Below are 24,687 nucleotides of genomic sequence, written 5' to 3'. Positions count from 1 at the left end.
AAGGGGGGAATTAGATTGAAAAGTCCCCCGAGCGAGCAATCCCTCGCTCGGGGGATTTAGGGGGATCTGAATCAGGGATTAACAAAATTGACATGCACCCGCTGCGAAGTCTATTTTATAATTTTTTGATATATTTCAACGCTTTCAAAAAAAGAGTTTTCAAGCCATAGCTAACTTTGGCAAAACTCCAGTTACGACCTGCTAGAGGCCAGGTTAACTCGCACAGAGTTCCTTGGGGAGAAAGGGGCTCTCGTTTAAATGTTCCTCCTAGTTGTTTCGCCAGATTTTTACATTGCTTTGTTCCTCGGTTTTCAGAGGATGAACAGATGCCAGAGCCATTATCTTTAACACTCAGAGTGTACCAGTCGTCATTGAGCTTACCAATGGCACTAATACGAGTTACTCCTTTAGCATGTTGCCCGACATTGCACAAAGCTTCTTCGAGAAAGTGGCAGAGTTTTCGCTTTTGCTCAATAGTTAAATATTGTTCCGGGATATCCTCAAATTTAAGGGCTTTAACCTTAAGGGTCTCAAAACAAGTAAAATTCCGTTCGAGGGTATATCTAGAGACTTCATAGAATAGCTTATGGATTGGATGCTTCAATGGCAGTTTTAGGTTACTTCCTATAAGGATAGTTTCTTTTTGATTCAGTTTTATACTCCTTTCTATAAGGATAATTTCTTTTTGATTCAGAGCTTTTTCTGTGAGGTGTTCTCCAATTTTCCATATGTTACGCTTGATAGTTTTAAGTGTCAACAGCAATTCGTCTTGTGGCAAATCCTGGTTTTCAATGCGCGTAATAATATAGGCTAGTGTTTGCATTGGACCATTATGAATCGACGCAAATGCTTCATCAATAGTCTGTTGGCGCAAATTGATCTGAGACTTCAAAGCCTGGTCATAGTGATAGAAAGCAGGCAATAGTAAACTATTTATCACTAAAATTAACAACGCTGGTGCTACTGGAATCCACCAGCCCCAAACTAGGAACACATAACCAACTCCAACTAGTCCGAAGCTGGTAATCCCAACAACAAACAGATTTTTAAATGGGGATTGAGTCAGCCGACCAAGACCAATGGCCAGAAAACCCCAACCTAAAATCCATAGATATTCCCAGGGATCTGACCAAGTTCTTAAAAGCGATCGCTGATCCAGAACAGCACTGAGAATTTGACTAGTAGCATGGGCATGAAATTCCACCCCATAGATTTCTCCAGGAGGGTTCAAAGCCTTGATGGCAGTGGTATTGACAGTGTCTTTGATGCTGGGAGTAGTGACTCCAACAATCACAATGCGATCGCGAATCCAATTTGAATTAAATTGCCCTGTTTCGATATCCCTGACAGATAAGGTTCTAAACCGTTTTCGACCACTCCGAAAATTGAGCAGCACTTGAACTCCAAAGTGATCAGTGCCCACATATCCACCGGAATTGCTCAAAAAGCGAGGTAGCTCAGTCTCACCAAAGCGCATAGTAAGGTGATCGTGAATGCCATTTTCAAGTTCAATCTTTTCCCTCTCAGCACCCAAATAAGCTTTCGCCAGCAGTAAAGCCAGGGAGAATACATATTCTTTCCTGGTTTCATCCCTATACATCCCAAGAATACTGCGCCTGACCTTGCTATCTTGATCTGGAATAACATCTGAGAAACCAATCCGTTCTGGCGGAAATCCGGGTGGTGGGTTAATTTTAGTGGGTAATACTTTCTCAATAGCAATGAGAGTCTTGATATCCTCAAAGGTTTCAACCAGTTGCTCGTGACCTGGCTCAACTGGTAGATCCCGAACAATATCAAGACCAATTGCTCTGGGTTTGTAGGTTTGCAATTTCCGGAGCAGCCTTGCAATGTTTTGATCTGGTATGGGATAGGTTCCTACATCCTGAATATCCTGTTCATCAATGCCAACAATGACAACCCGTTCATCCATAGGTTCAGAAGGACGCAGGCGCAGAAAAGTATCGAGGGTTATCCACTCGCTAAATTGAAGGGACCCATTGAGACGGGCTAAGATTACCAGTCCAATCACTGCAATTCCTGGCAATTCTCCTCCACGCCAGGTGGCAATTTTGTTTCTTATTTTTGGCCAAATACTTAGCAACAACAGGTTTTTTCCTTGCTTAATTAATCAATAAACCCTTCTTCTCTGGCTCGCATCTCAGTTTTAATGCGGAGATTTTTCCCGCCTTCAGGATAAACACCCAGAACATCTCGAATTTTCCTCCAGTAGTGAAGCACAGTTCGGGGAGCTATCTTCATACGCTCAGCAATTGCCTTATCCTGCAATTTCTCATGAAATGCTAGGGTGATTACCTCCAGCCACTCTGGTTTGACTTCTCCTTTGAGCATCTTTAGATCTTTTGTATGGGTTATTCCCTGCAATGCCCAGTCAACTCTGGTTAACATAACCTCAGCGGAGAAACCCTTATCTACCAGCGTGAAACCCCCTTCGTGCTTGTCAATCTCATCCTTAATCCGCACCAGAGCTTTGAGGTAAGTGCTGAGCACCACAAGATTGAGGTTGGGGTATTGCTTGATCACTGTCTGCAAGAGTTTAATACCCGTGTCGATTTTAGCTGTATTCTCAGATTTAGCTGTCTTCTCAGAGGCTTCTGGAATGGAAAGATCTACAATAACGAGGTCAAGCGGAAATCGTTCCAGTTGTTCTAGAGCACTCTCGAACGTTTTAGCTGTTAAGATTTCTGCTTCCGCTTCTGGATACTTCCGTCGTAGGGTGTCGATTATGCCACCCAGCATCAATTCGTGGTCATCAACCACAAGCAGCTTAAGTTTCCCTGGCTTTGGTAAATCTTGGCTCATCATCAATTCCCTCTATGTTTGCTATTAACCATTGGAACCTATCGTTGCAATTTAGCCAACGAGGTTTTAAGACAGCGCTACGCGGAAGGCAAGAGGCAAGAGGCAAGAGGCAAAAGTTTACTAAAACGGCTTTTGCTGCTTTTATCAATGTCAAACACCTTAATGCGTAGTGCGCTTGCAGCCAGGTTTTTCCTGTCATGGTTCTTAACTTAAACCACTGCTCGCTGAACTTTTAGCTTAAAAAGAAACAGATAGATAAAGCAATCCCCTTGTCTACCAAGTTGATTGCTGGTTTAAGACAAGAATTGGGTACAATTCGGTAATTAGGATTGCTGAAAACTACATACTGCTGCTCAAAGCTTGGCGTTGCGTCAGTCAAGTAATGAATAGGAGTAGAGTGGGCATCCTGCCCGCTCGGAAATATATTGAAACTGGCAAGATGCCAGTTCTACGCAAGATGCCAGTTCTACACAAGATGCCAGGCATCCTGCCCGCTCGGAAATATATTGAAACTGGCAAGATGCCAGTTCTACACAAGATGCCAGTTCTACGCAAGATGCCAGTGTCTTGATGCAGTCGCTCATGGGGGAAACCCCCGCATGAAGGCGCTGCATCGCTTCTACGCAAGATGCCAGTTCTACGCCTGATGCCCATTCTACAGGTGCGACCCAAGGGCGATTTACTCGCCGATTGGAAAGCGCACCTACTCTTAAAATCATTCCATTATTTAGCAACCCTGTAATTAAAATAGAAGAAACTCTTTTGTGCGGGAAGTAGCTAAGTCATGACAGTAGCCACCACACCTGTTGAAACTAATCCGATTGTGCTGAGGATGCCCCCAGCATTGGACATGGATGATGACCAGTTTTTTGAGTTTTGTCAGATTAATCGAGATTTACGGATTGAACGCACGTCAGAGGGAGAAATAATTATTATGCCCCCAACAGGGAGTGGAACCGGAGGTCGAAATTTCAGTCTCAATGGTCAGTTGTGGAGTTGGGTAGAACAAGATGGCACAGGCAAAGGTTTTGACTCATCTGCTGGCTTTAAGCTTCCCAATGGTGCGGAGCGCTCCCCTGATGCCTCTTGGGTAACCTTAGAAAGATGGGAAGCCCTAACACCTCAACAACAGGAAAAATTTGCTCCTCTATGCCCAGATTTTGTGATTGAATTGCGTTCCCCCAGTGATAGCGTCAACGATCTCAAAGACAAGATGGAAGAGTACATGGACAATGGCGCGAAGTTGGGGTGGTTGATTGACCCCAATAATCGTCGAGTGTATATTTACCGTCCTGGTAGGGAAGTCGAGCAGTTGGACAATCCTGCTACGGTAAAGGGGGATGAGTCGGTGCTGCCGGGTTTCGTGTTGAAGCTGGGGAAAATCTGGTAAGGGCAGGAGTTATCAGCACCATCGTCACTTGTAAAATTAAGGGTTTCTCCACCCTTCAATAATTCTAATTGCTACATTCAAATATGGGTTATCAAGGAATTCTTCAATTGCTCCTTGACCACCTTCTTTGATAGCATTAATTAGCCTTTCTTTATTAGTTGGTGTAATGGCTGCACTGACAAAGGCTTCTTGCTGTGCTTCTGTGGCGGTAGGGTTGGTTTTCTCTAGTTGCTCTAGTAATTGCTGGATTTCAGCTGCTGCTTCTGCTAGGTTTTTGTCAGCTTCCTCGTAGTTATTTTGATTAGCATAGCTTTGCTGACTACTAACAGACTCAGCTCTTTCGACATAGTTACCACCAACGTTAAACTTGGCACCACGCTGGTCACGCTTGTCAATTTTATCAATTATAATAGTTTCTTGATCTGCCATTGTTTCAACAACTCCCATTAATCTAGTATTGTTTTTACGTATAAATTCTATTTGTTCATCATAAAACTCTATTTGCTCAGATAAAAGTTTTATTTCTCTATCTTTAGCTTCTAACATTGGCTTGTATTTTGCCCAGAATTTTCGCTCGTATTCAGCTTCATCAACCTCCTCAGGAACTTTGACCCGAATAACAAAAGCACCGTCGCCTTTATTTTCTATTGTCTGTATGACTGGTAGCTCTCCTGTTTCGCTTTCTACTCGAAGGTCTTGAAACGTTTTTCTAAAAGTCTGCCAATCGATACCATCTTTAAAAATTAAATCGACAGTATTGGGAATTTTCTGAGCTAACTTAGCAAATTCCCCTGGTTCAAAATTTCTCTCTTGGTCAGCAGGACGACGTTTAGGGTCTGGAGCACTTTTAGTAGGTAGTTTCAGAAAACTATAATCGCAATCAATTTGAATTAGTTTAGTAGTATTGCTGATTGCCCAATCTTCGATATATGCTCCTGTTAAGGTTGCTTTGGTTAAATCAGCTCCTTCTAGTAACGTTTGAACTAACTTAGCTCTGGATAAATTAGCATCTTGTAAGTTAGCTCGGTTTAAGTCTGTTCCGATGAAGCTAGCATCTTTTAGATTAGATCCTTTTAAATTAATACCTCTTAAGTTAAGTCGATCAAAGTTTTTTTCTTGCCCCTTTCCATTGATCAGCAATTGTCTAACGTTTTTATATTGAAGGTAGCTTGTTCCTAGTCTAGCTCGGTCAAGTTTAATAGTTTTCCGCCAACAAGTATGAGTAAAAGTAACCTCTCTTAAGTCTGTATTTTTGAGGGTAGCTTCCGTAAAATTAGCATCGGTTAAATCGGCTTTGTAAAAACTAGTTCCTCCTGTGGCAGCAAAGACGATTGCTGTAGTGCGAATCCAGGCATCTCTGGGGTCCCCTTTTAGAGCACGCCACCCCAGGTAAGCACCAAGTAATGCTAAGGTTACGGCTACGGCTATGGCGAAGGTTACGGGTACAGCTCCAGCTATGGCTAGGACTACAACTACTGCTATGACTACAGCTACGACTACTGGTACGACTACGACTACTGGTACCAGTACGGCTTCCGCTACAGCTACGGCTCCCGCTACAGCTACGGCTCCCGCTACAGCTGCGGCTCCGAGTCCGGCTGCGGCTGCAGCTACAGGTCCAGATAATTCTAAGGCGTCCTCGAAGGATATGGTTATGCGTAAGACTCCAGCTACGATTGTGGCTAGGGCTACGGCTACGGCTCCAGCTATGGCTAGGACTACGGCGAATGCTCCCCCAAGACCTTGACCAATGATAACAACAAAGAAGACAATTATTACAATCAAAGCTGTCCAGACTAAGAACTCTGACGCTACGCCTTGTTGTGTATATCTTGCTTGTACCCAAGACACAACATATAAGGAGGCAACTGCCGATAGTCCTGACATTATCCAGGAAACCAACAGAAGCAAAATTGTCCATCGTTTTTGTAATCCTGCCTTGGCTCCACAGAACTTAGTACCTCTTAAAATAGCATTCTTAAAGTTTGTTCCTCTAATATCCGCTTCACTAAAATCCGCCCCTGAAAGGTCTTGCCCCTGAAACGATTGACCTCTAAGATTTGCCCTGCGGAAATTCCTTTCTCCTGCTGCATATCGTCTCAGAAGTTCATTAGTTTTCATCAGTCAGAATCATATCTAGGAAAGGGAACAGGGACTCGGGAGTCGGGAGTCAGGAAGTTTAGTTTTAATACTAATAGGATGATAAACGCTTGTTGTCAATCAACTGGTAATAATTCTTAATAAACCCTATTGATTGTGTTTATTAATCTACATACTGTTCCAGGCAGACATCCAGGGATAGGTTGTTGTAGCTGAAACCGACTTCTACCATTGCGATCGGCGAAGCCGCGCCAAAGGCGATCGCATTAAGTTCTAGATAGGGTGCATCTGCTAAAAGCTGTTTCACCTGATGGTGCGTTACGGTGCGGGCTATTTCAACAAGGGGCGAAGAGGGGGAAAATCATGGCTCGCCCCCCCCTAACGCACCCTACTTCAACTCTTGCCTCTTGCCTTCCCCTCCTGGGAGGGGTTAGGGGTGGGTTCCTCTTGCCTCTTGCCTCTTGCCTCTTGCCTCAAAACCCAGGACTAAGTATCTAACCCTATTGAAAACCCTACAAACACTTCACCCAAGCCTCCCTTACCTCAGGTGAACCATACCAAATCCCCTTCCTCCTAGGAGAATGCAGCACCTGATCAAGAGTAATATTAGTGGCTCCAGCCAAATGAGCAGCAGGAATCGGAGTAATCCCATCTCCCCAGCAATTCCCTTCTCCACAAGTGAGCTTGTAACTGTTGTAAGCCAACCAGCTGCCTAAACGTCGCTTACCATAAATAGCCTTACCAGCGACACAAATATAATGGACATCTTGGTGAAACGCCCCTGGATAGTTATCATTCACAAAATCAAGATTGCGTTTAGTCCAACGTTCCTGACTCATATGAGGTGTACCCAGAGTCACCAAGGTAGAGATATAGGAATGAGCATTCCATAACCCTACCGAGTCATCAGTAACATCTCCATGAATCGTGTAAGGCTTTTCTCCTAGATATATCCTGGCAATCCAGCCACCAGCAGAGTGACCGATTAAATTAATCTGTGACGTGTTATGCTTCTCCAACTGCTGTTTAACAGCTTGGTCGATTTTCCGCAAAATTGGCACCACAGAGCGACCACCGAGGGTAGGAAACCAATCTTGTTGGCGTATTGGTACAGTAGTTGCGGCAATCCCTAGCTGTTGTAGTGATTGTTCTAAATCACGGTATTCACTAGCGCTAGCAAAATAGCCCGGTAAAATAACAGTTGGTAATGGCATCGGTAATTTTAAATTTTATAGATAATTTTAAACTTTTGTGAAACTAGGTACACTTTATGGTATAAGTGTCGGACCTGGGGATCCTGACCTGATCACCCTCAAAGGACTACGTATATTGAAACAGGCACCAGTAGTAGCGTTTCCTACTGGAGTCCGTGGGAAACCAGGACTGGCTCAACAGATTGTCGCTCAATGGTTGGAGAATCATCAGGTGCAGTTACCCTTGACATTTCCATATGTGCAGGATACCGCTATCTTGACCCAAGCATGGCAAGTTGCTGCTGAGCAAGTCTGGAAATATCTAGGACTAGGGCAAGACGTAGCATTTGTGTGTGAAGGAGATGTGAGTTTTTACAGCACATTTACCTATTTGGCACAGATGCTACAACAGTTACATCCAGAAAGCCTGATTCAAACTGTACCAGGGGTATCTTCCCCCATGGCTACAGCATCTGTTTTGGGATTACCCTTGACCATTCGTGATCAGCGGCTGGTCGTGCTACCAGCTCTCTATAATGTGGAGGAACTGGAAAAGGTTTTGGATTGGGCAGATGTAGTAGTCCTGCTCAAAGTCAGTTCAGTTTATCAGCAGGTGTGGCAAGTGCTGCATCGACATCAGTTGTTGGAAAATGCCTATGTGGTAGAACGAGCAACTCTACCGGAGCAGGTGATTTATCGTAATTTATGCGATCGCCCTAATCTGGCATTACCCTATTTTTCTCTGCTAATTGTTAAGGTAAACCAATAGATAGCAAACCAAGAGATAGCAATGTTTCAGCCATCGATGTAGTTGTTATGTAAGTATTCAGCCGTCAGCCGTCAGCCGTCAGCCGTCAGCCTTCAACCTAATGCAGCGTGCGCCTAGGGCATAAGCTTAATGCTGATAGCTGATAGCTAATAGCTCATAACTGATAGCTGATAGCACCTCAAGTAGCGTGCGCGTAGCGCTTAAGCTGATAGCTGATAGCTGATAGCTGAATGCTTACGTTGTTATAGCTAGCCCCAGCACGATCACTCACTCTTATTTGCCAAGACTGAATTGAATAAGCATCTCCTCAGCCGAGAGCTTATTAGCAACCATGGAAATACGTCAACAATAACTGCCATGTCCGATGCTTCTTTAATTAAAAACATCCCAGAAATGCTGAGTCACCCCCTAGTGATTTCTGTTACCGCCTCTCTGGGGGTTCATATGCTAATCGTACCGATCTTAGGTGATTTGTTGAAGAATCAAAAGCCTAAGGAAGACTCAATGGTGCAAGTGTTGGAGTTAAGCCCTCAACAACTGAGCCGTGTTCCCAAGTCTGCTGCACCACCACTGACCCTGCCAGCTCTACCGAATGCCAAAACTCCGACCAAGCCCTCCATCCCTTCGTTATTTAGTGCTTTCCCACCCCCTCCACCACCGCTACCTTCTCTAGAGTCCCTGAAGAAAATTCCCACACCCCCACCTCTGAGATCTGTACCGATAAAACCCTTACCCTCAATTGGGAAGTATCCTTTACCACTGCTAAACCGCAAAAGACCAATTATCACCAGAGGGTCTTTCCCGATCAAGCTACCACCAAAACCCAGGACACCACTACCAGCCCCACCACCGCGACCCCAATTCAAATTTGATACAGAGTCTTTGAATCCAGGTTCCTTCCAGACAGGTTCCTTGCCAGTATTTGGGAATTCTACCAACCAGATTCCTGACCCACCGGAGTTTCCTAACCAACAGCCACCAGTATCCGTTACTCCACCTCCTCCGCCACCACAATTTTCGATCACCCCTCCTCCTTCTGAGCCTACTAAACCAGCACCCCCTAGTGCTGTTGCGATCGCACGACAACGTCAGAACAATTTAGTAGCTCAAGTGCGGATGCGGCGGAAGCAACTGAGAAAAGATGTAGCAAATACCACTGATGAGGAAGCTAGGAAAAACCTGGTAGAATGGATGGCTTTGGTAAAGGATACCTTACCCAAAAAGGAAGTGATACCAGAAGCAATAAAAGTGAGTGGTACTTATCCGAAAGACGCTTGTATTAAGAAACTAGAAGGCACAACAGTCTTCGGAATTTTAGTAGGTGCTAATGGTGAAGTGACTAATGCACAGCTGATTCAGAGTGCAGGGTACGGCATTTTAAATCAGCAGGCACTGGAAGATATTCAGTTCCGCAAGTTTAACAACCAAAGTGGTACAACAAAACCATACCAGGTCAAAGTAGCCTTTGACTATGATCAAGGCAACTGTCCTAGTCTATCGGTTTTCAAAGAGTCAACTGCTAACCAGCCAGTTCCAGCAAAGCCAAATACTGTTAGTGGGGAAAACGCTGCTGCCAACAACCCAGTAATAGCAGTTCCTAAGCCAGAAACCCCTAGCAATAACTCTGCTAACAATAACTCTACCGATAACAATAGGACAGTATCAGTTCCAGTAAAACCGAATACTGCAAGGGAAAATTCGAGCACTAGACCCAGAACAATATCAGTGCCAGTGCGGGAAAATACCTCTAGCCAAGACTCGACTCCTAAACCCAGGAGGGTATCAGTACCAGTGCGGGAAAATACCTCTAGCCAAGACTCGACTCCTAAACCCAGGAGAGTGAGAGTACCAGTGCGGGACAATACCTCTAGCCAAGACTCGACTCCTAAACCCAGGAGAGTGAGAGTACCAGTGCGGGACAATACCTCTACTCAGGAAAATACTCCTAAACCCAGGAGGGTATCAGTACCAGTGCGGGACAATACCTCTACTCAGGAAAATACTCCTAGACCTAGAGCAGTGCCTGTACAGCAAAATACTCCTACTCAGGAAAATACTCCTAAACCCAGGAGGGTGTTAGTACCAGTGCGGGACAATACTCCTACTCAGGAAAATACTACTCAGCAAAATAGGAGCAACACTACAGCTGTGCCAGTCAAGCCAGCTCAAGCTACTAATGAAAACTCAGGGAAAGAATCCGTTCCAGCAGCAGCAGCCAGTGAAGGGCAAAACTCACAAGAGGATAAAGCGTGCAAGTTCAAATCTAGATCAGCTCGCAGGCGTAACAGAATAGACTCCTTTACAACACCATCGTCAAGGTCATGTAAATAGGAGCTTTTTGTTAGTTAAAGCCTGGGTTGTTGGTCAATGGAGCATTAACATTATTTTAGAATTTAGAATTCTAGAATTAAGAATTAAGAATTAAGAATTAAGAATTTAGAATTAAGAATTTAGAATTTAGAATTAAGAATTTAGAATTAACCATTCTACATTCTGCATTTTACATTCTACATTCTACATTCTGCATTCTACATTCTAGATTCTGCATTCTGCATTCTTCATTCTTCATTCTTCATTCTGCATTTTACATTCTGCATTCTTCATTCTACATTCTGCATTCTGCATTCTGCATTCTGACAGACAACCTTGAACCCGATTAGCGACTGGCAGGAAAACTGCCACCGATGAAGTGGACATCACTGAAGGTTTCAATCCATAGACGAGCACCACAAGGCAGTGGGTTATCCGGCTGATAGGTAATTCGACATGGACCGAGGATTTCTACCTGGTTGCCATATAAATTGTTGCCACTTCGTTTTACTGAAATCACTGGCTTGCGCTCTTCCGGGCGTTTGTGGATATTCGAGCCAATGTGATTACGGTTAACATTAATCTTGGCTAGAGCCGGAGGACGACTGGTACGCCATTTGCCTTTTGGTCCTCTAGTGCCTTTAATAATTTGAGGCATTTGGTTGAACAGAGGAATAATCCAGAATTTCCCACTTTTATAAGCACCCCGGACGCGACCCTTCTCAAGAAGTTGTCGCAATCGTCTCGAAGATATTCCTAACAGAGATGCCGCTTCAGTAGTACAAACGCACTTGTTCATAAGTTCTTCTTCCAAAAACTATTCCTATAGTTGTATTATAATGTAAAAGCAAGCATTAAGACAACCCCTGATTAAGGAAAAGGAGAAGGCTATGGAAAATTTTGTAAATTAAGCTTAGGTGTTCTATGGGTCAGACTTAAGGCAAGTTTGATGTAGCGATCGCGTTTGGCCGTAGGCCACGCGGGGCGCGTTCGCGCAGCGTCGGCAATGCCTATAGCGTGACCATTCGCGTAGCGTGGCCTTTTGGCCAAGGTCAATCGCATTCCCTGTCCCTTCCAAACACCGATTATGCTCACTCAGTCATCGGGAAACTGCCAGCACGAGATACGTTCTACATCGTGACTACTACACTGGCGACAGGTTTTATCAACAGAAGAATCTACCCATTCATAGCCACAAGTCCGACAGTGGCCAAAAATGTTGTTGCGGTTAGCGATTTCAATTTTTCTGCGCCACTCGTTAATTTGAGAGGTGTCTGGCTTGGGGGTAGGTTCTGACATTAAATTTACGTGACTCCCAAGGCTGAAAGCCCCGTGTTTTTAAACCGGGGATGAAAGCCAGTAGCGACTTTAGTCGCCGTGAAAAGATTTGATTTTGAGTTGACAGTTTTCGCTAAGTGTGTTAGCGTAATAATATATCAGTTGAGGTCGAGTTCTGATGATCATATTAGAGTTCAAAGCATACGGTAAACCCCTTCAATATCAAGCTATAGACGAAGCAATTCGGACGGTTAAATTTATCCGCAACAGCTGCATTCGTCTATGGATAGACAACAGGGGAACAGGTAAATACGACCTTAGCAAGTATTGCAAGATACTAGCCAAGGAGTTCCCGTTTGCTAATGAATTGAACTCTACTGCTCGGCAAGCTGCGGCTGAAAGGGCATGGTCATCAATTTCTCGTTTCTTTGAAAACTGTAAGAAAAAGGTACCAGGAAAGAAAGGCTTCCCGAAATTCCAAAAACGCTGTAGGTCAGTTGAATACAAGCAGTCAGGATGGAAGCTTTCTCCTGACAAAAAGTCAATCACCTTTAGTGACAAGAAAGGAATCGGAAGGTTAAAACTTAAGGGTACCTGGAACTTATGGCGCTTCGACAAAAAGCAAATCAAACGGGTTCGTATTGTCAAAAGAGCTGACGGGTACTATGTTCAGTTCTGCATTTCTGTTGATGTAAACGAGCAATTAGAACCCGCAGATGCAACTGTGGGACTGGATGTAGGACTGAAAGAATTCTATACCGATTCTAGAGGAAACACTGAACCTAACCCACGTTTTTATAGAGCTGCGGAGAAGCGCCTAAAGTTTTATCAACGCCGGGTTTCCCGGAAAAAGAAAGGCTCATCTAACCGAAAGAAAGCCGTTAATAGATTGGGTAGACAGTACCTCAAAATAAGTAGGCAGCGTGAAGAACATGCCAAGAGACTGGCACGTTGCGTAATCCGATCTAACGATCTGGTCGCCTATGTTCGCGCAGCGTGCCGTAAGGCAAGATTTGAGAGTAAAGAACCTGGTCAAAAACCATTGTTTAGCTAAGTCTATTAACGATGCTGGTTGGTATCAGTTTAGGAAATGGTTAGAGCATTTTGGAACCAAGTTTGGTAGAGTCACGGTTGCAGTGAATCCTGCCTATACAAGCCAGAATTGCTCAGAATGCGGCGAGGTAGTCAAGAAATCACTATCGACTAGAACTCACATCTGCAAGTGTGGTTGTAAATTAGACCGAGACCACAACGCCGCAGTAAACATCCTAAAAAAAGCCTTGGGTACGGTGGGGCACACCGGAACCTGGATCTTAGATCCGAACTCTTCGGGAGATCTGACCTCTACTGTTCTTGGTTCCGACCAGGTTCAGCAAGTCGGGTCGTTGAGCGAAGAATCCCCGCGTCTTTAGACCGGGGAGTGTCAAATTGAATTAAGTTATTTGAGGGTTATAATATTTAAGTTATGTAGATAAAATTTTCTCTATTTAAATAATATTAATTAAACCAATTAATTGTATATTAAATTTATAAATTTTTCAGAAATTTTGAGTAATTTTGAGGTGATTTTAACCAAAGTTACGTCTTAAGGCTGATCTATCAGACTTTGGGTTGACAATGTGAAAATTTAGTAAATATACTGTTAATCGGAAAAAACATTTGGTGTATCTCCTCATCATCAGGGAGCAATTAGGCTGTCAAACGACTTCAGAATTGTGATTTCAGGATGGTTAATTGCCTGATCAGTTCCGACTGATGAATTCCTAAGTCATAAGTTATAGTTTCTTGATAGTTCTGAAATCGCACAGAAAGACGAGTTGGCTATCCCTGGATAAATCAGGGTCTTGAATTCCGTGCTTTCAGCAATTCTGAATAATTTCAAGAAAAGCGTGATGGAGTGCGCTCTTGGGGGTTCCCATGGGGCTTTCAAGGTGCGGACGCAGGTGACCCACGCAGCGCCAAAACCACTCGCTATTGCATCAACACAGGGTAGCATTTTAAAAAGATTCAACGACACAGAGAAACCCTAAAGGTTTGGCAAATAAACTAAAAATCTTGCAGTCCTGGTGCAGACTTTATCCTAAATCTACTGCTGTAATCCCTTTTTGACCCAAAGTTACTATACTAGGGCTATCTATTGGAGTGGGAATTAGATAGTCAAAAGCTGATAGTGAGTTCGGTTGACTACTTATCAGTATTGGGTGCTCATTAATTGAAAATAAAAATTGAAAATTGCCAATTAACAATTTTCAATTCACTCAAGCTAATCAAGCCTAGTATAAGTGTTCAAATTAACGTGATAGGAAAGATCAGCTAAGCAAGCTGAGACAAGTCAAGGTGCTATATTGCTCAAGTTCAAAAATAAACTCTACCGTTATCGACACATTATGGAATCTTTGTCTCAACAAAATCAGCCACTTTTTCTTTTTGGGATGGGACGTTCTGGAACAACGCTTTTGCGGTTAATGCTGACCGCTCATCCTCATTTTTGTATTCCTCCTGAAAGTCTGTTTTTTGTTAATCTGGAACCCAAATACGGTTCATCCCAAGACTTAAGCAATCAAATCGATAACTTCTTGACAGATATCTACGCTGATCCAAGGTTTCGGGAATGGAACATTGACCGACAGCAGTTGCGAGAAAATTTGACAGCTCAGAAACCACTGAATTATTCAACAGCAGTCGCCACAGTGTATCAAACCTATCTACAGCAGTTTGATGGTCAAGCAGGTTGTTGGGGAGATAAAAATCCTTGTAACATCTATAATATTAAGACCATTCTCAAGTATTTCCCTAATGCCAGATTAATTCTAATTATCCGAGACCTCAGAGCAATCTATGCTTCCCTAAAACGAAATGAGCAAAAATTTGCCAAAACTTGGAAGGGATCCTGTATCGCCAATGTGGTAGCGACAACCAAACAATGGCAAAATTTATTCCAGGTCATTAAAGACTATCAAAATGACCAGCGGTTCCAGATCCTCTTCTACGAAGACTTAGTGACAAATCCAGAAGAAGAACTCCAGGGAATTTGTGATTGGCTCGGGGTATCCTTTAGCCAATCAATGCTGGAGTTTAACCAAAAAAATGCTCAAAAAAACTTGGTACCAACCCGTGAGCTAGGATGGCACGCCAAGACCTTTCAACCCGTTAGTAGCGATCGCATTGAGGCTTGGAAACACGAACTTAGCGATTCAGAACTAGCAGTCTTGGAGATTCTGAATTATAAAACCATGCTCCATCTAGGTTATGACTGTATTCCTAAAACGTGGCAATTTCACACGTTACTAAAGTTCTACGCAGATTATTCTCAGTACATCTATTGGAGACTCTCTAAAGCTAATCTTCAAGGAGTTATAGGGAAAATCCGTGAAGCTTTAGCAAGTCTCAAGACATTCCAATTATCCATGAGCAGAAATCTATCCCAAAACTCGATCCAATAAGTAAAAGGGATGCAGCAAGGGAACAGGGGGTTTCTGGCACTAGTGTTTTAAATCAAGATAAAGCCTGACTTGAGAGTCAGGCTAACTCACTCAAGCTAAAATGTAAGCATTCAGCCGTCAGCCGTCAGCATTCAGCCGTCAGCCGTCAGCCGTCAGCTGACGTAACAAAGATTAAACGAATGCTTACTTGTTTTATTTAAAAGCTCAAAGCTCAAAGCTGAGAGCTGAGAGCTGAGAGCTGAGAGCTGAGAGCTGAGAGCTGAATGCTTACGCTAAAATCTCTTGTTAGCGCCCTATCCAAAAGGAAGGGGCGCTTCGGGTATATGGCTCTGAGGGCCTCAATTATCAGCACTCATGAATGAAACCTGATGGCCTTGAGACAGCTGAGTACTAATCACGGCCTGTTGCAGTATGGGGGTATTAACAACAGAATCATTGGCCAAAGAAAACAGCGGATTGGACAAAATGCCTGCCAGAGAGGTCGCAATTAACGACATCACTAAACCGACCTGTAACGGACGCATACCGGGTAAACTCCAGCGAATTTCGGGATAATTCTTCACCACATCCGACATCTCTTGAGGTTCCTTCACTACCATCATCTTGACCACACGGATGTAGTAGTAAATCGAAACCACACTAGTCAGCAAACCTAGTAACACTAAAGTATACAATCCTGCTTGCCAACCAGCCCAGAATAAATAGATTTTGCCAAAGAATCCAGCAAAGGGTGGAATCCCACCTAAAGACAGCAAACAAACACTTAAAGCCAAAGTCAGCAGTGGATCCTTGTGATAAAGACCAGCATACTCACTAATTTGGTCAGTACCAGTGCGTAGGGTAAACAGAATGACACAAGCGAAAGCCCCTAAGTTCATAAACAAGTACACCAGCATGTAGAAAATCATGCTAGCGTAACCTGCTTGGGTCCCAGCAATTAGACCAATCATCACAAACCCAGCCTGACCAATAGAGGAATAGGCTAGCATCCGTTTCATGCTGGATTGAGTTAGGGCAACCACGTTACCCAAAATCATACTTAGGATAGTCAAAGCAGTGAACACAAAATGCCACTGATCGCTTAACAATGGGAAAGCAGTGATCAGTAGACGAATTGCTAGAGCAAAGCCAGCGGCTTTAGAACCAACTGAGAGAAACGCTACCACTGGGGTGGGAGAACCTTCGTAAACATCAGGAGTCCATTGGTGGAAAGGAACTGCTGAGATTTTAAAAGCAATACCAGCGATCGCAAACACCAAGGCAATCAGAAGACCTAGGGATTGACCGGATTGTAGCTCAGCCACCCCTTGTGCGATCGCACTCAACTGCATTTGTCCCCCAGATAACCCATATAATAGGGAGACACCATACAAAAATACGGCTGAACTGGCTGCTCCAATCAGCAAATATTTCAACGCGGCCTCATTGGAACGGGGGTCACGCTTCATGTAACCCGTCATCAGGTAGGAGGAAATACTGAGGGTTTCAAGGGATATAAAAATCGTGACCAGTTCATTAGCCCCGGACAGGAACATCCCGCCTAAAGTAGCCGTGAGCAAAATGCCAATAAATTCTGCCAAGGATGTACCCGACTGCTGCACATAACGAATTGACATCAAAATCGTTGACACAGTCGATAGGGCAATGATGCCACGAAATGCCACACTCAGGGTGTCACCATTAAATTCCCCAAAGAAGGCGATGGGATTTGCAGCATCCCATTGGAAGTACAGGGCAACTATGGCAGCAAGTAGACCCCCAATGGCTACATAGGAAATAGTTTGAGCAGACTTTTTCCCAGCAATCAGGTCAATGATTAACACTAGCAAGAGGGTAATAACTACAATTCCCTCTGGCAAAATTACCCCAGCATTCAACTGGGCGGCAAGATTGGCAAAATCCATAGGCTTTAATGATATGATCTATGGTTATTTGAGTATCCAGATTAACTTTCTTATCATATCGGTGATTGTAGCTAGTTGGGCAAAGGACTTGTATGGCTTGGAGATTGGACAAAGGAGAATTCAGTATTTATGCCGTTTCACTGCCCTCTGTGCCACGGTAAGGTGAGACTAGCTGTGTCGTACACCGGATCAATGTTACCTTTGAAGGCAACGAACGAATTGTTTACAAATCTTTGAGCAGCAGTGAGAGGAATTGGGATAGGGGTGTACTTAGGGTGTTAACGGTGCTCTATTGGTTAGCCATCACTACATGAGCTGTTCGTGGTTTACCTCTAGGTAAAGATTATTTCTGGCACAATCCGAAAAAGTGGGGAGTACTGCTGAAGCGCATATATATATAAGTATAAGTAACCCTCAAATTTCCGTACCTATGGTCAAGTTGGCTCACTCCCTTTCCCACACAGTTGCTCCTTGTTCGTGTTAGCCTGCGACACAAGTAGCGTACTGTAGAAATTAATAGGCAAGCTTATACTGCCATCAGGGGGTTCTACTTAATGCTGGAAAACTATGCTGGAACACGATGCTGGAAAACCATACCCACACTCAGTAGGGGGGAAGTATACTGGCTTACTCCCTCGACCTTTAAAAAATAGTATTTAAATTAGACTATTCAACACCGCCGCTATTGTTGAAACTCCGATGACAACCCTTGTAATTGTCGAATCTCCTACTAAAGCTCGCACCATTCGGAACTACTTACCTCCTGGTTACCAGGTCGAAGCCTCCATGGGTCACGTCCGTGATTTACCTCAATCAGCTAGTGAAATCCCCGAAAAATACAAGGGGGAAAAGTGGGCTAAGTTTGGGGTGAATGTGGAAGCTGACTTTGAACCGCTTTACCTGGTGCCTAAAGACAAGAAACAGGTTGTCCAACAGCTCAAAGCAGCTCTGAAAGATTCTGATGAACTGATTTTGGCTACGGATGAAGACCGAGAAGGGGAGAGTATTAGTTGGCATTTGTTACAAATCTTAAAGCCGAAAGTGCCAACTAAGCGGATGGTATTTCACGAAATCACTAAGGATGCTATTCAAAATGCCCTACAAAACTGCCGTGAGATCGATGATCAGGTGGTAAGAGCTCAGGAAACAAGGCGGATTCTTGACCGACTCGTGGGCTACACCCTCTCACCGCTGCTGTGGAAAAAAGTGGCTTGGGGCTTATCAGCTGGTCGGGTACAGTCTGTAGCAGTGCGGCTGTTGGTGAATCGAGAACGGCAACGCCGTGCCTTCCGCAAGGGCACCTATTGGGATTTGAAAGGGATTCTACAGCAGGGAGGAGAAGGAAGTTCCTTTGATGCTAAGCTAGTAACCCTGGATCAGGTGAAAATTGCTACCGGTAGTGATTTCGATGCCAATACAGGTGACATTATCGAAGGTAGGCAGGTCAAATTGTTGAGTGAAGTGGAGGCTAAAGCACTCAAAGACCGCCTGTACGATAAAGTCTGGACGGTTACTAATTTACAAGAACGACCTGTTACTCGCAAACCCTCACCCCCCTTTACTACCTCCACCCTCCAACAGGAGGCCAACCGGAAACTGGGACTATCGGCTCGTGATACGATGCGGACTGCCCAGAGTCTGTATGAAAAGGGTTTCATTACCTATATGCGTACAGACTCAGTACATTTGTCTGAACAAGCGATCACAGCAGCCCGTAGCTGCGTTGAACAAAAATACGGGGTAGAGTACCTTAGCCCCAAGCCGAGAAAGTATACCACCAAGAGCAAAGGAGCTCAAGAAGCTCACGAAGCCATTCGTCCAGCAGGGAGTACATTCAAAACTTCTCAAGAAACGGGATTAAGCGATCGCGAATTTAAAGTCTATGACCTGATTTGGAAGCGTACCGTTGCTTGTCAAATGGCGGATGCTCGACAAACTCAAATTGTGGTTGATTTGCAAGTGGAAAATGCCGGATTTCGGGCTACCGGTAAGCGCATTGACTTCCCAGGTTATCTAAGGGCTTATGTGGAAGGGTCTGATGACCCCAACGCTGCTCTAGAAAACCAGGAAGTGATTCTGCCAGCTTTGAAAGTCGGAGATCATCCTAACTGTAGAGAACTTGAAGCTATCGGTCACGAAACCCAACCCCCAGCCCGTTACACGGAAGCTACCTTGGTCAAAACCTTGGAACAAGAGGGGATTGGTCGTCCCAGTACCTACGCTAGTATTATTGGTACTATCATTGACCGAGGCTATGCTCAGAAACTGAAAAATGCCCTTGCTCCCACCTTTACGGCGTTTGCGGTGACTAATTTGCTCGAACAAAACTTTCCCGACTTGGTGGACACTAGCTTCACGGCCAAAATGGAGCGCACCTTAGATGACATTGCCAATGGAGCAGCGCAATGGCTTCCTTACCTGAAGAACTTTTATTTGGGAGAAAAGGGTCTCGATAACCAAGTCAAGGAACGGATTAATGAGATTGACCCCATTGTTGCCCGTACTGTTGAACTCGAAGACCTAGATGCTAGAGTCCGCATCGGGAAATTTGGTCCCTATGTCGAGGTGAACAATGGCAATGGTGTACTTACTGCTTCGATTCCCCAAGACCTCACCCCAGCTGAACTAAACATTGAGCAGGTCAAGGTACTGATTCAGCAGAAAATGGAGGGGCCAGAGAAATTGGGAATACACCCGGAAACTGGTGAACCAATTTATATCCTGAATGGCAATTATGGTCCCTATCTACAGCTAGGTGACGTAACAGAGGATAAGAAGAAAAAACCCAAACGTGTCTCCTTGCCTAAGGGGGTAAAGAAGGAAGATGTACACCTAGAAATGGCAGTCGGTCTCCTAGCACTCCCCCGCCTTCTCGGTCCTCATCCGGAAACAGGCAAACCGGTTAAAACCGCAATCGGACGCTTTGGTCCTTATGTTGTCCATGACCAAGGGAAGGAGGGCAAAGATTACCGCTCCCTCAAAGCTGAGGATAACGTCTTGACAATTACCCTAGACCGTGCATTAGAGCTCCTGGCACAACCTAAGAGGACAAGGGGCGGTTCTCGCAGCAAGACTAAAAAACCCTTACGGGAACTAGGGGTTCATCCTAAAGATGGGGAGCCAGTCAATATCTATCAGGGTCCCTATGGGATATATGTGAACCATGGCAAAGTTAATGCCTCTCTGCCAGAGGGAACATCAATGGAGGAGTTAACCTTAGAAACTGCCTTGGAACTCATAGCAACTAAGGCGTCATCGGTAAAATCTGGTAGCAAGTCCAGTAAATCAACTACTTCCACTAAAAAGAAAACCTCTGGAAAATCCACCAAGAAGACTACTAAGAAAACAAAAGATGATGACCAAGAGGCTCCGTTAGAGAGTGAATAAGTAATTTTACTTGCTGACAAACTGATTAAACTCAGGATATATATAATAAGGTGTGAAAACACAATTGTCAAGTGGAAACTAGGAAGTTTGAATTGAAGCAAAAACTCTTATCCTTTATTCATGTTCCTTCATCCTTCCTGCTGACCACTGCCTCTTTACTCATTTCTCTGACATTCCCCCTTTCGCCTATTCAAGCTCAAGACGAAACTAGCCTTGACCAAACTAGTCTTGACCAAACTAGTCTTGACCAAACTAGTCTTGACCAAACTAGTCTTGACCAAACTAGTCTTGACCAAACTAGTCTTGACCAAACTAGTCTTGACCAAACTAGTCTTGACCAAACTAGTCTTGACCAAACTAGCCTTGACCAAGTCACTCCACCCCAGCAGCTCTATGTTAAAGGTCGCCAACAGTTAAGTACAGGTCAATTACAAGAGGCTTTAGAGAGCTTCCACAAGTACCTAGAACTTAAACGAAACATTGGCGATCGCTATCAAGAAGGAGTAGCGCTATATTTTATTGGGTGGGTTCATGATGAACTTGGTCAATATCAGTTAGCACGGTCGTTCTTTGAGCAATCCTTAGCAATCGATCGAGAATTAGGCGATCGCACCGGGGAAGGGAGTACTCTTAATAATTTGGGGTTAACGTATTCCAACCTAGGGGACGATCAAAAGTCTCTAGAATTCTATCAACAAGCCTTAGCCATCTACCGAGAAGTGAGCAATCGTGGCTACGAAGGCAGGACTCTCCATAATTTGGGGAATATATACTATAAGCTGGGTCAGGACAACCAGTCCCTGGATTCCTACCAGCAAGCTCTCGATATCTATCGAGAAATACTGGATAAATCGGAAAACAATTCTTTAGTGTCACAGGCAGACGAAGGAACACTGCTCAATAGCCTAGGGTTAGTTCACCACCGTCTAGGCAACCACGAACAGGAACAGTTGTCCTATCAGCAAGCCTTGACTATTGCCAAGGAAGTAAGCGATCGCATTTCAGAGGGAATGCTTCTAAATAATTTAGGTATCGCTTACCATCGTCTAGGAAAGTACGAACAAGCATTCTTAACCTACCAACAAGCCCTAGTGATTCATCGGGAAGTGGGTTCAAAAGCTGGGGAAGCATTTACCTTTAGGACTATTGGTGCTGTCCTGGCGGCACAAAACCAGCCAGAACTCGCCATTATTTTTCATAAGCAAGCAGTCAATGTATATCAGTCCCTGGGGCAAGATGTCACTAAACTGTCTCAAGAGAAATTGTCTCAGGAGCAAAAGCAGTCCTATAAACTCAACTTGGATAATGCCTATCTGAGTTTATCTGAGTTGCTGCAGCAACAAAAACGGGTGCAGTCGGCGCAACTGGTGCTAAATTTATTCCCAGTGCCAGAACAAAAAGACGATTTGTCTAATCAGGACAAGACTCAAACTAGGGTTCACGAAAAAATACCATACTTACCTGAAGAGGAGCAAATCAAAGCAGGCTATGAGGAGATTTTACAGCAACAGCTTTCCCTAAGGGAACAACTCAATCAACTGATTACTATTCCGATAGCAGAAAGAACTCCTGTTCAGCAAGACCGTATTCTTGAGTTTAGGCAAAAGGAGCAGCAGCTGACCCAGGAATTTCTGCAATTCCTCAACAGTTCTAAGGTTAAGAACCTAGTGACACAGTTGAAGGAGAGGGGGTAGTGTGGGGAGACAGGGGAGAGCACAAGAGTGTGGGGAGAGGGGGTAGTGTGGGGAGACAGGGGAGAGAGAAGAATTAGTTTGGGATTAATTTGGTATCTTTGAAATACTCTTTTTCTCATTGTCTTGATGTAATAGCTGATCTGACTCCCCATCTCCCCATCTCCCCATCTCCCCATCTCCCCATCTCCCCATCTCCCCACACTTCCCTCCCTACTCCCTACTCCCTACTCCCTACTTCCTACTCCCTACTCCCTACTCCCTACTCCCTACTTCCTACTTCCTAAAACCCAAATCGACGTAAGATTCTCCGCCAGTCATAATTTAATGGCAAGACGAACTGGATTCGATCCCAGAGACTGCGATTATCAAAACTAACTGGTCCTGGTCCAAAGGTTGCTACCATCAATAATCCACCGATTAGTCCTAGATTCTTCAGAAATTGAATTTCTTGCATTTGATTAGAGAAATCGGTGTGAAAAATCAAGGTTGTAGGAATTAAAAATCCAATTAGCGCTAATGCTCCCCAACGAGCTTTATAGCCTAGTAATACCGATAATCCACCCGCCAACAGTATAATGATGGTGGGAATAATCAGTACACCAGGAACTCCTTTGGATTCCATCAATTGTTGAGTATAGGTTGGGTTAAGTAGTTTATCGATACCAGCTTTAAGAAAAATAGCACAAAGGCATATGCGCCCTAGGAGTGGAATGTATTTTTTCATGATTTCTAGGTTTTTTGATCAGCGCTATAACGCTCTATTATAGGAAATGGAATCAATAATGTTATTGTTCAACCGCCGTATAGTCCAGCAGTAAACATATTTGCTGACTTCCCTACCCCCGCGCAACCGAGAAGGAAATTGCCTCACCCAATTAAGAACTGCCATAGCATTGATAGTTGGGTATAACACTTCGAGCCAACCTACCTACTCGATTACCACTTATAAATCAGCGACTGGATAAAAATTAGCTGAAGGGAAATGGTTTCGTCTCAACTTTTGGATTACCATTATTGTTATCGAAAAAACAAATATGTTGAAAAGGAACCTGTGACCAACCAGTAACATCTTCAGTCAGTGGTTCGGAAGAAATAATAACAGAGCGTACATCTTCATCTGCTGCAGATTGCATCTTAAAACCATCATAATCTCCAAAATTTTTGCCCTTCAATGACCAAACAGGACTCTTGAGGAGGTACAAGGCATCTTTTTCTCTATCGCTTTTCAGCTCTTGTAATTCTTCATTTGTTAATTTTTGCCAGTCACCTGGTACATCTAGCTGTCGGTTATAACCAATCCCGAGATTGGCAACTAATAAATCATTACTATCTGCCAGGAACAATTTTAGAACACTGATTCCTTCACAATTGTACTCAGTTTGAACATCAAGAATAATTTTAACTGTCTTGTTGATAGCATCTATAATTTCATCAACAGACAAATCCTTGGTCGGATCATCGACCTGTGACATAATTAGAGCATAGATTACCTCAGTATCGGTACTTCCCTCTAGATTCTGGATAATTTCTGGTCTGCACTTATTTAATAAAGGGAAGCGAATCTCTTGAAACCCGTATATCCAGCCATTGTGTGCTAAAGCTAAACGGAATCCTGGAAAAATAAACGGGTGGCAATTATGCTCATGGACAACCGCTTCATAAGTGTAGTATGCTGCTCGGATGTGGGATAAAAGTAAATTAGTCTCATGACTCTCACACAAAGACTTTAAATTTCTGTCATAAAAAGGTGGTTTAGTTCCTTTATAGATAAAAGGATAATTGGCGGTGAGAGTGTCTTTTTTCCAAGTAGCAAGTCCAAAGCCTGCTAACTGTACCATATGATGGTAATCTGAATCGTAACTTTGATTAACCAAAGAATTATCAGGTTCAAGCATTAACTTGGAAATTGCTAAAGGTTCTCCAATATATCCCAGTACTCTGCACATAGATACTATCCTTGATGTAATTATTTGTAGAGTTCAGGGAAAGTATATCTTATAGGTGACACTTGGTGGTTAGTAATGTTGTACTGAGATCTCGCACCATTGTGATTAATCCTATGATGGACAGTGACTAGGTAAGCTATCAGCTATCAGCTATCAGCTATCAGCTATCAGCTATCAGCTATCAGCTATCAGCTATCAGCTATCAGCTATCAGCTATCAGCTATCAGCTATCAGCTATCAGCTATCAGCTATCAGCTATCAGCTATCAGCTATCAGCTATCAGCTATCAGCTATCAGCTATCAGCTATCAGCTATCAGCTATCAGCTATCAGCTATCAGCTATCAGCTATCAGCTATCAGCTATCAGCTATCAGCTATCAGCTATCAGTTTGTGAATGAAACAGGTAACCATTTTTTGATCTGAGTGAAGTCACAGGCTGGAAGCCTGTG

General features: G+C 43.8%; 21 protein-coding genes and 1 pseudogene. 9 read left to right on the top strand and 13 right to left on the bottom strand.

What is annotated here, in order from left to right; all coding sequences use genetic code 11:
- Positions 1-115: 115 nt before the first annotated feature.
- The 4 genes from F6J90_RS09985 to F6J90_RS09970 form a co-directional block, all read right to left on the bottom strand.
- Positions 116-2,107, bottom strand: coding sequence for a CHASE2 domain-containing protein (locus F6J90_RS09985; RefSeq protein ID WP_293092577.1), 1,992 nt, complete (start codon positions 2,105-2,107; stop codon positions 116-118).
- 20 nt (positions 2,108-2,127) lie between these two features.
- Positions 2,128-2,826 carry a response regulator transcription factor gene (locus F6J90_RS09980; protein ID WP_293092575.1) on the bottom strand — a complete coding sequence of 233 codons (699 nt, stop codon included), beginning with the start codon at positions 2,824-2,826 and terminating at the stop codon, positions 2,128-2,130.
- Complete coding sequence (locus F6J90_RS09975) at positions 2,789-3,022, bottom strand: hypothetical protein (protein WP_293092573.1); 234 nt, start codon at positions 3,020-3,022, stop codon at positions 2,789-2,791. The genes F6J90_RS09980 and F6J90_RS09975 overlap by 38 nt, the downstream gene beginning before the upstream one ends.
- Positions 3,023-3,194: 172 nt before the next feature.
- Positions 3,195-3,542, bottom strand: a complete 348-nt coding sequence (locus F6J90_RS09970; protein WP_293092571.1) for a hypothetical protein — start codon at positions 3,540-3,542, stop codon at positions 3,195-3,197.
- A gap of 65 nt (positions 3,543-3,607) precedes the next feature.
- On the opposite strand from F6J90_RS09970, the gene F6J90_RS09965 reads away from it, so the two are divergent.
- Positions 3,608-4,213 (top strand): Uma2 family endonuclease, encoded by a 606-nt coding sequence (locus tag F6J90_RS09965; RefSeq protein ID WP_293092569.1) that lies wholly within the window; start codon positions 3,608-3,610, stop codon positions 4,211-4,213.
- 36 nt (positions 4,214-4,249) lie between these two features.
- Here the strand turns inward: F6J90_RS09965 and F6J90_RS09960 are convergent, their stop codons facing one another.
- Together F6J90_RS09960 and F6J90_RS09955 are read right to left on the bottom strand one after the other, a co-directional pair.
- Complete coding sequence (locus F6J90_RS09960; protein ID WP_293092567.1) at positions 4,250-6,334, bottom strand: pentapeptide repeat-containing protein; 2,085 nt, start codon at positions 6,332-6,334, stop codon at positions 4,250-4,252.
- Positions 6,335-6,476: 142 nt separating this feature from the next.
- Positions 6,477-6,620: a hypothetical protein gene (locus tag F6J90_RS09955; RefSeq protein WP_293092565.1), complete on the bottom strand. Its 144-nt coding sequence runs from the start codon at positions 6,618-6,620 to the stop codon at positions 6,477-6,479.
- A 56-nt stretch (positions 6,621-6,676) separates the two neighbouring features.
- Here F6J90_RS09955 and F6J90_RS09950 point away from each other — a divergent pair, with 56 nt between their 5' ends.
- On the top strand, positions 6,677-6,811 hold the full coding sequence (locus F6J90_RS09950; protein WP_293092563.1) for a hypothetical protein: 135 nt from the start codon (positions 6,677-6,679) through the stop codon (positions 6,809-6,811).
- A gap of 14 nt (positions 6,812-6,825) precedes the next feature.
- Here F6J90_RS09950 and F6J90_RS09945 read toward each other — a convergent pair whose 3' ends face one another.
- Positions 6,826-7,527, bottom strand: coding sequence for a lipase (locus F6J90_RS09945; RefSeq protein WP_293092561.1), 702 nt, complete (start codon positions 7,525-7,527; stop codon positions 6,826-6,828).
- 37 nt (positions 7,528-7,564) lie between these two features.
- Here F6J90_RS09945 and F6J90_RS09940 point away from each other — a divergent pair, with 37 nt between their 5' ends.
- Both F6J90_RS09940 and F6J90_RS09935 read left to right on the top strand, forming a co-directional pair.
- The gene (locus F6J90_RS09940) at positions 7,565-8,275 is read left to right on the top strand and encodes a precorrin-2 C(20)-methyltransferase (protein ID WP_293092559.1); all 711 of its coding nucleotides are present in this window, start codon (positions 7,565-7,567) and stop codon (positions 8,273-8,275) included.
- A gap of 357 nt (positions 8,276-8,632) precedes the next feature.
- A complete protein-coding gene (locus tag F6J90_RS09935; protein ID WP_293092557.1) occupies positions 8,633-10,606 on the top strand; it encodes a TonB family protein in 1,974 nt (657 codons plus the stop codon).
- A gap of 325 nt (positions 10,607-10,931) precedes the next feature.
- Here the strand turns inward: F6J90_RS09935 and F6J90_RS09930 are convergent, their stop codons facing one another.
- The 3 genes from F6J90_RS09930 to F6J90_RS09920 all read right to left on the bottom strand — a co-directional run bounded on the left by F6J90_RS09930 (position 10,932) and on the right by F6J90_RS09920 (position 11,884).
- On the bottom strand, positions 10,932-11,384 hold the full coding sequence (locus F6J90_RS09930) for a helix-turn-helix domain-containing protein (RefSeq protein ID WP_293092555.1): 453 nt from the start codon (positions 11,382-11,384) through the stop codon (positions 10,932-10,934).
- An 89-nt stretch (positions 11,385-11,473) separates the two neighbouring features.
- On the bottom strand, positions 11,474-11,647 hold the full coding sequence (locus tag F6J90_RS09925) for a hypothetical protein (RefSeq protein ID WP_293092553.1): 174 nt from the start codon (positions 11,645-11,647) through the stop codon (positions 11,474-11,476).
- Positions 11,648-11,680: 33 nt separating this feature from the next.
- Positions 11,681-11,884: a hypothetical protein gene (locus tag F6J90_RS09920; RefSeq protein WP_293092551.1), complete on the bottom strand. Its 204-nt coding sequence runs from the start codon at positions 11,882-11,884 to the stop codon at positions 11,681-11,683.
- Between the two features lie 157 nt (positions 11,885-12,041).
- Here F6J90_RS09920 and F6J90_RS09915 point away from each other — a divergent pair.
- Positions 12,042-13,275, top strand: a pseudogene (locus F6J90_RS09915) (RNA-guided endonuclease TnpB family protein).
- Positions 13,276-14,208: 933 nt separating this feature from the next.
- The gene (locus tag F6J90_RS09910; protein ID WP_293092549.1) at positions 14,209-15,306 is read left to right on the top strand and encodes a sulfotransferase; all 1,098 of its coding nucleotides are present in this window, start codon (positions 14,209-14,211) and stop codon (positions 15,304-15,306) included.
- A 338-nt stretch (positions 15,307-15,644) separates the two neighbouring features.
- On the opposite strand, the gene F6J90_RS09905 is transcribed toward F6J90_RS09910, so the two are convergent.
- Positions 15,645-17,210, bottom strand: coding sequence for an NAD(P)H-quinone oxidoreductase subunit N (locus F6J90_RS09905; RefSeq protein WP_293092547.1), 1,566 nt, complete (start codon positions 17,208-17,210; stop codon positions 15,645-15,647).
- Between the two features lie 699 nt (positions 17,211-17,909).
- Between F6J90_RS09905 and topA the strand changes: the two genes are divergently transcribed.
- From topA to F6J90_RS09890, 3 genes are all read left to right on the top strand, one after another.
- Entirely contained in the window at positions 17,910-20,597 is a 2,688-nt protein-coding gene (topA, locus tag F6J90_RS09900) for a type I DNA topoisomerase (protein ID WP_293092545.1), read from the top strand.
- A gap of 92 nt (positions 20,598-20,689) precedes the next feature.
- A complete protein-coding gene (locus tag F6J90_RS09895) occupies positions 20,690-22,291 on the top strand; it encodes a tetratricopeptide repeat protein (RefSeq protein ID WP_293092543.1) in 1,602 nt (533 codons plus the stop codon).
- Positions 22,292-22,389: 98 nt separating this feature from the next.
- Positions 22,390-22,575 (top strand): hypothetical protein, encoded by a 186-nt coding sequence (locus tag F6J90_RS09890; RefSeq protein WP_293092541.1) that lies wholly within the window; start codon positions 22,390-22,392, stop codon positions 22,573-22,575.
- On the opposite strand, the gene F6J90_RS09885 is transcribed toward F6J90_RS09890, so the two are convergent.
- Both F6J90_RS09885 and F6J90_RS09880 read right to left on the bottom strand, forming a co-directional pair.
- On the bottom strand, positions 22,572-23,015 hold the full coding sequence (locus tag F6J90_RS09885) for a DoxX family protein (protein WP_293092539.1): 444 nt from the start codon (positions 23,013-23,015) through the stop codon (positions 22,572-22,574). The genes F6J90_RS09890 and F6J90_RS09885 overlap by 4 nt on opposite strands.
- Before the next feature lie 244 nt (positions 23,016-23,259).
- Positions 23,260-24,237, bottom strand: a complete 978-nt coding sequence (locus F6J90_RS09880; RefSeq protein WP_293092537.1) for a class II glutamine amidotransferase — start codon at positions 24,235-24,237, stop codon at positions 23,260-23,262.
- Between the last annotated feature and the right edge of the window lie 450 nt (positions 24,238-24,687).

This window comes from Moorena sp. SIOASIH (assembly GCF_010671925.1).
GTDB lineage: Bacteria > Cyanobacteriota > Cyanobacteriia > Cyanobacteriales > Coleofasciculaceae > Moorena.
Note: the sequence above shows the minus strand (reverse complement) of the source record. Positions and strands in the feature narration are given on the sequence as shown.